Genomic DNA, 8833 nt, shown 5'->3' with positions numbered 1-8833 from the left:
AGCCTCCAGGTCATGCTCTAGAGCCGTGACCTGCTCGCTAATACCTCTAGCGTGTCCGAGAGCTTTCTCCTTCTCTTTGGGGCACTGGGGCATTGCCATCCTCCCTTGCCGTTGATGTGGTCATACTATACCCCCCCACAGTATAAAACAACAACCAAAATTTTTTCCCCCGGCGCTTTCCCCTCTCGCGGACACGCTTGATCGATCGCCTGCGACGACGACATTCAGCAATCGGGCGACCTTTCACCTACCGTCTACTCTGAAATTCCGCGATCTGGGAGGGTCGCCAATTTCACTGAAATGACTGATCAGAACGCCCAATAAGGTTTCGTAGCGAATGAGCTAAGCACGGGAGATGAGTGACGGATGGAGGGTGCCCAAAGCTCGGTTGAGCGAGTCGCGGATTCGCCGAGCTGCGATCTACGAAAGGACAGATTCCGAGTCAACGTTCCTTGGATCGCCTCAAAATTGACCCAACAGGTCTTTTGGTCCATTGGCCTCTGCCAACGCACTACAGTCCTTACAGTCTGGATGAGATGTTCGGCGCTGGATTACACAATCCTTTTCACAATTGACTAAATGCACGAACGTAACTGCATGAGGCTTGATGCCCATCCCTTCAAATCTCATTTCAGAGGGATGGGCATCTTCCTAATCGAATCAACCTAACTCTGAACGCATCACCCTAACCGGCACCGACTTGTACGACGGCGTTCCGCTGTCCACGTCAATGTAGTCCAGCGGCACCAGCTGGTTGGCCTCGGGATAGTAGGCTCCCACCGACCCGGGTGAGATCTTGTACTCGATGGCAGTGATGCGTTCATAGCGCATCTTGCGACCATGGGTGACCGTCTCGATGTCCACCAAGTCACCGTGGGCTAAGCCGCGCGCCTGCAGGTCAGCAGGGTTCATAAACAGCACGTCGCGGCGGCCGAACACGCCGCGGTAGCGATCGTCCATCGCATAGATGGTGGTGTTGTACTGGTCGTGGCTGCGTAGGGTGATCAGGCGCAGTACATCGTCGCCCTCGACTTCCTTGTCCTCGTGTAGACCCGGGAAGACGAAGAACTCGGCCTTGCCCGAGGGCGTCATCCACACCCGCTCTGTGGCCGGTAACGGCATCCGGAAACCGCCCGGTACGCGGATACGCGCGTTGTAGTCGTCGAAGCCCGGCAGAGTCTTCTCGATCAGGTCTCGGATCTTGTCGTAGTCAGCACCCAGTTCCAGCCAAGGCACGGGGCTGTCCGGCAGCGTCGCGTTAGCCATGCCTGCAATGATCGCCGGTTCCGAGCGCAAGAACTCCGATGCGGGCAGCAGTTTGCCAGCCGAAGCATGCACCATCGACATCGAGTCCTCGACGGTGATCGACTGTCGCTCCCCGTTCTGCACGTCCAGCTCGGTGCGCCCCAGGCAGGGGAACAGGTAGGTTTCCTTGCCCACCAGCAGATGCGTGCGGTTGAGCTTGGTGCCGATATGTACGCTCAGATCCAGCTTGCCCATGGCCGGGAAGCACTGGGCCGGATCGGGCAGCGCCACGGCGAAATTGCCGCCCAGGCAGATGAGCGCCTTCGACGTACCGGCGATCATTGCCTGCATGGCCTGCACCGAGTCGTGCCCGTGATCGGCCGGCGGCTTGAAGCCCAGCATTTGCTCGATCTTCTGCAGGAAATCGGCGGACGGTTTCTCGGTGATGCCCACGGTGCGGTTGCCCTGCACGTTGGAGTGGCCGCGCAGCGGGCAGATACCGGCGCCGGGTTTTCCGAGGTTGCCACGCAGCATCAGCAAATCGCAGATCAGCCGCACGTTGGCGGTGCCCTCGTTATGCTGGGTGATGCCCATGCCATAGGTGACGATAGTGGCGTTGGATTTGGCGTAGGCTGCAGCAACTTTTTCCATCTCGGCCTTGGTCAAACCACTGGCGTGCTCGATATCGGGCCATGCGGTGGCCACCAGATCGGCCTTGAGTGCCTCGAAGCCGTTGGTGTGCTGGGCGATGAATTCGAAATCGAGCACCTGGCCGAGCGAGTCCTCCATCTCCAGCAGCGACTTCATCACCCCCTTAATTGCCGCCGCGTCGCCACCAGCCTTGACCTGCAGGTAGGTCGAGGCGATCCGGGTCGAGCCGTAGGTGGCCATCTCGATCATGTCCTGCGGGTCAGCGAAACGTTCCAGCGCCCGCTCGCGCAGTGGGTTCATGACCATGATCGGCACCTTGCGCCGGGATACCTCATGCAGCGTACCCATCATCCGCGGGTGGTTGGTGCCGGGGTTGTGGCCGATGGAGATCACCAACTCGCACGATTCGAAATCGTCCAGCGACACCGAGCCCTTGCCCATGCCAATGGAGCGAGGCAGACCCACGCTAGTGGGTTCATGACACATGTTCGAGCAGTCGGGGAAATTGTTGGTACCCAATGCCCGCGCGAACAACTGGTACAGGTAGGCTGCCTCATTGGAGGCGCGGCCGGAGGTGTAGAACTCGACCTGGTTGGGTTCCAGTCCACGAAGGATTTCACCGATCCGGGCGAAGGCGTGCTCCCACTCGACCGGTTTGTATGTGTCGCTGCCGTGGTCGTAGACCAGCGGATGGGTCAGCCGCCCGAGGTCTTCTAGCTCGTAATCGCTGCGGTGCAGCAGCGTGGCCACCGGGTGGTTGGCGAAAAACTCAGGTGTGACGCGCTTGTTGGTGGCTTCCCAGGTCACCGCCTTTGCGCCGTTCTCGCAGAACTGAAAGGTCGACTTATGTTCCTTATCGGGCCAGGCGCACCCGGGACAATCGAAACCATCCGGCTGGTTGGTGCGCATCAGCGTAATGGGCGCTTTGAGCGTATCCATCTGCTCTCGCACCGCTGTCGCAGTCGCCTTCAACGCCCCCCAGCCACCAGCTGGGCCATCGTAGTTACGTACACCGGGTACCTTGCGTCGAGTCGTCATGGTCGCTCCTTAAACGCTTTATATTTTTTCGATATAAACCGTTAGTTGCGTAATAAACCGCTCTTCTAGCGGACTTGAGGAATTGGGTTTGGTTGTGACAGTTCAGGAGGAAAGCGTACAACCTTGTCAAATAAAGACAACCAACAAAGGTGGATCCAACTTACCGGTGATCCGGAATCAAAAGTTTGGTCGACAAGGTAAAATCGTGTTCTAGAATCAAGCCACACTGTTTCGACATGTCAAGGCAACGAATCGATGAGCTACTCATCCATTTGTTGCGTCTCATTCGTATTGCGGTACTGAAGCCGCGCCCTGTGAGGCCGAGAACCATGGAAACATTCAGCTCTACGGCGCTTGATTTGGCTCGTTTTCAGTTCGCGTTTACAGTGGCCATGCATATTCTTTTTCCGGCAATCACCATAGGCCTCGCGAGTTATCTGGCCGTGCTGGAAGGTCTGTATCTGAAGACCGGTAGGGAGGTGTATCGCGATCTTTACATGTTTTGGATAAAGATCTTCGCGCTTAACTTCGGAATGGGAGTGGTTTCTGGCCTGGTGATGGCATATCAGTTCGGCACTAACTGGTCGCAGTTCTCTTATTTTGCCGGCGGCATTACCGGGCCACTACTGACTTACGAAGTGCTCACGGCATTCTTTCTCGAAGCTGGTTTTCTAGGTGTGATGCTGTTCGGCTGGGATCGGGTAGGCCGAGGCCTGCACATGTTCGCCACCTGCATGGTGGCGTTGGGCACGCTGATCTCGACCTTCTGGATCCTCTCCTCCAACAGCTGGATGCACACGCCCCAGGGCCACGAAATCATCGACGGCCGCGCGGTGCCGGTGGACTGGCTGGCGGTGATCTTCAACCCGTCGTTCCCCTACCGCCTGGCGCACATGGCGATCGCCGCGTTCCTCAGCACCGCGTTCTTCGTTGGCGCCTCGGGGGCCTGGCATTTGTTGCGCCGCCAGCACATCGAGCCGGCCCGCACCATGCTGTCGATGGCCTGCTGGATGGCCCTGGTGGTGGCGCCGATCCAGGCGGTGGTCGGTGATGCCCACGGCCTGAACACCCTGGAGCACCAGCCGGCGAAGATCGCCGCCATCGAAGGGCATTGGGAGAACGTCCCGGGCGAGCCGTCGCCGCTAATCCTGGCCGGCTGGCCGGACATGAAGGCCGAGAAGACCCACTTCGCCATCGAGATTCCCTATCTGGGCAGCCTGATCCTGACTCACAGCCTCGACCGCCAGATTCCGGCGCTGAAGTCATTCCCCCCCGAGGACCGGCCCAACTCCACGGTGATCTTCTGGACCTTCCGGCTCATGGTGTGCATGGGCCTGCTGATGATCCTCGCCGGGGTGTGGAGCCTGTGGCTGCGCCGTGGCGACCGCCTGCACACCACGCCGTTGTTCCTCCGGTTCATGCTGTGCATGGGCCCGGCGGGGCTGATCGCCCTGTTGGCCGGCTGGGTGACCACAGAGATGGGCCGCCAGCCCTGGGTGGTCTACGGGCTGATGCGCACCGAGCATGCGGTATCACCGCTGAGCACCGCGCAGATGAGCGTCAGCCTCGCGGCATTCGTGGTGGTGTACTTCGTGCTGTTCGGCACCGGTATCGCCTACATGCTCAAGCTGGTGCACAAGGGGCCGCAGCGCCACGAAGGCGAGCACCCGATCGAAGGTGGCGCGGGCCAGTCCAAGACCCCCGCGCGCCCCCTGTCCGCAGCGGACGATCACTGACCCTGTCGAAGGCGACGGCAACCTGAGGAGCGATGGCCATGGGCGTGGATATCACTTTGATCTGGGCATTGATCATCATCTTTGGCGTGATGATGTACGTCATCATGGACGGCTTCGACTTGGGCATCGGTATCCTCTTCCTGGCGATCAAGGACAAGGAAGAGCGCGATGTGATGATGAACACCGTCGCCCCGGTGTGGGACGGCAACGAGACCTGGCTGGTGCTGGGCGGCGCCGGCCTGTTCGGCGCCTTCCCGTTGGCCTACTCGGTGATCCTCAGCGCCCTGTACCTGCCACTGGTGCTAATGCTGCTGGGCCTGATCTTCCGCGGCGTGGCCTTCGAGTTCCGCTTCAAGGCCAGCGAGCGCAACCGCCACTGGTGGGACAAGGCGTTCATCGGCGGCTCGATCATCGCCACCTTCACCCAGGGCGTCGCCCTGGGGGCGTTCCTCGATGGCATCCCGGTGGCAAACAACATGTACGCCGGCGGCGCCCTCGACTGGCTGCGTCCGTTCCCGCTGTTCTGTGGCTTCGCACTGCTGCTGGCCTACGCCCAGCTGGGCAGCACCTGGCTGATCATGAAGACCGAGGGGCGTCTGCAGGAAGAGATGTACCGCTACTCCTCGTACTTCATCTGGGGCCTGCTGATCGCCATCGCAGTGATCAGCGTGTGGACGCCGCTGGCCCACCCCGAGATTGCCCAGCGTTGGTTCAGCCTGCCCAACCTGTTCTATTTCCTGCCGGTGCCTCTGCTGCTGCTGTTCTGCTTCTTAGGCACCCTGACCACCCTGGCGCACCGGGCCACCGCCGCACCGTTCCTATTCACCCTGCTGGTAATCTTCCTCGGCTACAGCGGCCTGGGCATAAGCATCTGGCCGAACATCATCCCGCCGTCGGTTACGCTGTGGCAGGCGGCCTCGCCGGTGGCGAGCCAGCTGTTCGCGCTGATCGGCGCGCTGTTCATCCTGCCGTTCATCTTGGTGTACACGGCCTGGAGCTACTACGTGTTCCGCGGCAAAGTTAAGATTGGTGATGGTTATCATTAGCCAGACAATGCTGTTGATCGCCCCCCCAATTGGCAACGCTGACTGATGCATGTAACCGAGGTAGGTATCTACACTCCGGCCGCCGACGAAGTGCTGATCCGGGTCGCCTATACCGGTGTGAACCGCCCGGATGAATTGCAGCGCTCGGGTAGCTATCCGCCGCCAGCCGATGCTTCACTCTACCTCAGCCTCACCCTACCTCGGCCTGGAAGTCTCGGGCGAAGTGGTGGCCGTGGGTGCGGCCGTGCAGGGATTGCAGGTCGGTGCGTAGGTGTGCGCACTCACGCCAGGTGGCGACTACGCTGAATACTGCAGCCGGAAACTAATTCACCGTGTGGACCAATCTATTCGAGCACGACCGCCTGTTACCCGGCGAAACCGTGCTGGTGCATGGCGGGTCTAGCGGAATCGGATTGACCGCCATCCAGCTGGCCAATCAGTTCGGCGCGCGGGTGTTGGCAACGGCAGGCAGCGAGGCCAAGCTGGAGACATGTAGCAGCGCAGGTACCAGCCGGGCCATCAATTACCGAGAAGAAGATTTCGCCGAGGTGGTCTGGGCCGAGACCGAGGGCAAGGGTGTGAACCTGATCCTCAATCATGGTCGGGGGTAGCTACCTGCAGCGCAATATCGACACCCTGCCGGTGGAAGGTAAGTTGGTGCAGATCACCTTTCTCGAAGGCAGTACGGCCGAGTCGAACGTCATGCCGATCATACTCAAGCGCCTGGCCTTTATCAGCTCGACCCTCCGCGCCCGATCCAAAGCGGAAAAAGCCAACATCGCTGCAGCCCTGCAGGCCGATGTCTGGCCGTTGCTTGGCGCAGGTCAATGCCTTCCTGCACTTTCCCGCTGCATGAAGCCTCCCAGGCACATGCACTGATGGAAAGCAGTCGTCACATTGGCAAGATAATGCTGGAGATCAATCCATGATTGCAGGTCGTCACAGTGGTAGGAATGTGCTCGTTTCTGGTGCTGCGAGCGGCATCGGTCCGGCGGTTGCGCAGCGCTATTGCGAAGAAGGCGCTACCGTCGCACTGCTCGACCTCAACCCTCAACCCTCAACCCTCAACCCTCAAGCGCTACAAGCTCAGGGCGAGAGATTGCGCGCCCAAGGCTTCGTGGTTACATGGCACGCTGTGGCCTCCCACTACAGTGCCACCCAAGGCAGCCATCATCGGGTTCACTCGACACCTGCCAGGAAAACTTGGGGCCTATGGCATTACGGCCAATGCCCTGGCCCCTAGGCGCATCGAAACACCCCTGCTGAAACCGTCACGTCGGCGGCCGATGAGACGCTTATCGCCAACACCCCACTGCCCAGGCTAGGCCAGCCCTGGGAGATAGCCGATGCGCCCGCTACCTGCGTGCTCCAGACAGCGCCTCATCACAGGCCAGGTACTCGATGTAGCTTACGTCGTCGTCAGGACAACTTGCAGGCGATTTTGTTTACAGTCTCCTCGTTTATAGTGCGAGAAACCATCCTCGCCCTAGCCATGCCTCTATTCCTGTTCGCCTAGATCACCGATGTCGTCGATGGTTTGATGAGTCGGCATCTGCGCAAATTCGAGGCACGTTGCGAGAGCAGCTTTATATACTATCCCGCGAAACGGACATTGCTGCCATTACTCGAAAGCTCATAGGCAGCCTATCTTTTTCTGCCCAGGCCACTCAAGTCAAACTGGGTGCTGATACCCTGCGTCGTTCTACTTGTTCTCATGATCACTATCATCGCCGCGACTTTCAAGAACCACCTAAGACGTCAAAGAGCTCCTTTCTCTCAGATACTCCATAGAAGATGGACTTAGCCTGACCGACGAAGGCGAGCGCGATCTCGTAAGGGAGAGGTTCCAAAAAGCCGACTATACTCGCGACTGAATTGTGACTGACTCTCATAACCTACTTGAGAGGCTACTGTTGCAATATCGGTTGACTGACTGAGCACTAACCTTCGAGCCTCGTGCAATCGCAGTTGTTTCTGATACTGGAGCGGACTCATAGAAGTAACAGCTTTAAAACGATGATGGAGAGTCGAAACCCCGAGATTTACATATTTTGCTAATTCATCGATCCGCATAGGTTCAGCAAAATTATTATTTAGCCATTCGATTGCTCGCGTTACTCTATATGATTGACTGTCGACCACTGCAATTTCGTAGAGCCTCTGGCCTTGCTGACCTCGCAGCAATCGATAAAATATTTCTCGCAAGGCCATAGGTGCGAGCTGAGAGATATCTTCGGGGCTATCAAGCAAGCTCAGCAAGCGAAACAAAGCATCCAGCAACGGGCCATCAGTACTTCCAAGATACAGCCCTCTTACATCGCCATTACTAGGGACACCGACAGGACTACTATCAGCAATCAATTGACTAATCTGAGCAGGATCAATGTCTAAAAGCGCACCTAAATAGGGCACATCCGGGGATGCCTCAATAACTTTACCCGCGAGCGGAAGAGTAACAGAAATCACCAAATAGTTCAGAGGATCATATACATACCGCTCGCCAAATAGACGAACCTCCTTTCGACCTTGCACCACCAAGCACAGTGTAGGCTTATAAACACTATACAGCGTATCCGTAGGTGTATCGTTTCGAACTAAATTGAGACCCTCAATAGCGGTTTGGTATATTCCGGAACCTGTCGTAAAACGGCGAATAATCGACGAAATTACCGCCCGCTTAAATGAAAGCGGATCGTCAAAGGTTGGGAAGAGTTGCGGACTTGATTCTGACATGTCGAGGCCCCTGAACATCGTCTAATCCTGAGAATAGCGCAAACAGGGACGCGTAAGATACCCCACTAGCTCGGTATGACAAAAGGCCCGGCAAAGCCGGGCCGAGAATTAGTGAAACTATCTTACGACCGTTTAGCTCGTGCTTTCAGTTGATCGGAACCACCTTCAGCTACGCGCTGGAAGCCTGGGGTGCGATCGGAACCACCTTCAGCTACACGCTGGAAACCTAGAGTGCGATCGGAACCACCTTCAGCTACACGCTGGAAACCTGGGGTACGATCGGAACCACCTTCAGCTACACGCTGGGAACCTGGGGTGCGATCGGAACCACCTTCAGCTACACGCTGGTAACCTGGAGTGCGATCGGAACCACCTTCAGCTACA

9 protein-coding genes are annotated in these 8833 nt (G+C 58.0%); 7 read left to right on the top strand and 2 right to left on the bottom strand.

Annotation, left to right across the window (positions count from 1 at the left end; all coding sequences use genetic code 11):
- Positions 1–660: 660 nt before the first annotated feature.
- Positions 661–2934 carry an FdhF/YdeP family oxidoreductase gene (locus EGJ22_RS25130; protein ID WP_125920450.1) on the bottom strand — a complete coding sequence of 758 codons (2274 nt, stop codon included), beginning with the start codon at positions 2932–2934 and terminating at the stop codon, positions 661–663.
- Between the two features lie 329 nt (positions 2935–3263).
- On the opposite strand from EGJ22_RS25130, the gene EGJ22_RS25125 reads away from it, so the two are divergent.
- From EGJ22_RS25125 to EGJ22_RS27035, 7 genes are all read left to right on the top strand, one after another.
- Complete coding sequence (locus EGJ22_RS25125) at positions 3264–4670, top strand: cytochrome ubiquinol oxidase subunit I (protein WP_050439964.1); 1407 nt, start codon at positions 3264–3266, stop codon at positions 4668–4670.
- A 38-nt stretch (positions 4671–4708) separates the two neighbouring features.
- A complete protein-coding gene (cydB, locus tag EGJ22_RS25120; protein ID WP_016969245.1) occupies positions 4709–5716 on the top strand; it encodes a cytochrome d ubiquinol oxidase subunit II in 1008 nt (335 codons plus the stop codon).
- 332 nt (positions 5717–6048) lie between these two features.
- Positions 6049–6327, top strand: a complete 279-nt coding sequence (locus EGJ22_RS26325) for a zinc-binding dehydrogenase (protein WP_025999688.1) — start codon at positions 6049–6051, stop codon at positions 6325–6327.
- Positions 6314–6595 carry a hypothetical protein gene (locus EGJ22_RS26725; RefSeq protein WP_025999689.1) on the top strand — a complete coding sequence of 94 codons (282 nt, stop codon included), beginning with the start codon at positions 6314–6316 and terminating at the stop codon, positions 6593–6595. The genes EGJ22_RS26325 and EGJ22_RS26725 overlap by 14 nt, the downstream gene beginning before the upstream one ends.
- Positions 6565–6645 carry a hypothetical protein gene (locus EGJ22_RS27040; RefSeq protein ID WP_354668546.1) on the top strand — a complete coding sequence of 27 codons (81 nt, stop codon included), beginning with the start codon at positions 6565–6567 and terminating at the stop codon, positions 6643–6645. The genes EGJ22_RS26725 and EGJ22_RS27040 overlap by 31 nt, the downstream gene beginning before the upstream one ends.
- Positions 6642–6959: an SDR family NAD(P)-dependent oxidoreductase gene (locus EGJ22_RS26720; protein WP_228759039.1), complete on the top strand. Its 318-nt coding sequence runs from the start codon at positions 6642–6644 to the stop codon at positions 6957–6959. Before EGJ22_RS27040 ends, EGJ22_RS26720 begins: the two co-directional genes overlap by 4 nt.
- 294 nt (positions 6960–7253) lie before the next feature.
- Complete coding sequence (locus EGJ22_RS27035) at positions 7254–7355, top strand: hypothetical protein (protein WP_354668545.1); 102 nt, start codon at positions 7254–7256, stop codon at positions 7353–7355.
- Positions 7356–7516: 161 nt separating this feature from the next.
- Here the strand turns inward: EGJ22_RS27035 and EGJ22_RS25100 are convergent, their stop codons facing one another.
- Positions 7517–8449 carry an AraC family transcriptional regulator gene (locus EGJ22_RS25100; protein ID WP_025999690.1) on the bottom strand — a complete coding sequence of 311 codons (933 nt, stop codon included), beginning with the start codon at positions 8447–8449 and terminating at the stop codon, positions 7517–7519.
- Between the last annotated feature and the right edge of the window lie 384 nt (positions 8450–8833).

Origin of the sequence: Pseudomonas sp. p99-361 (genome assembly GCF_003935475.1) — a bacterium.
Lineage (GTDB): Bacteria > Pseudomonadota > Gammaproteobacteria > Pseudomonadales > Pseudomonadaceae > Aquipseudomonas > Aquipseudomonas juntendi.
Note: the sequence above shows the minus strand (reverse complement) of the source record. Positions and strands in the feature narration are given on the sequence as shown.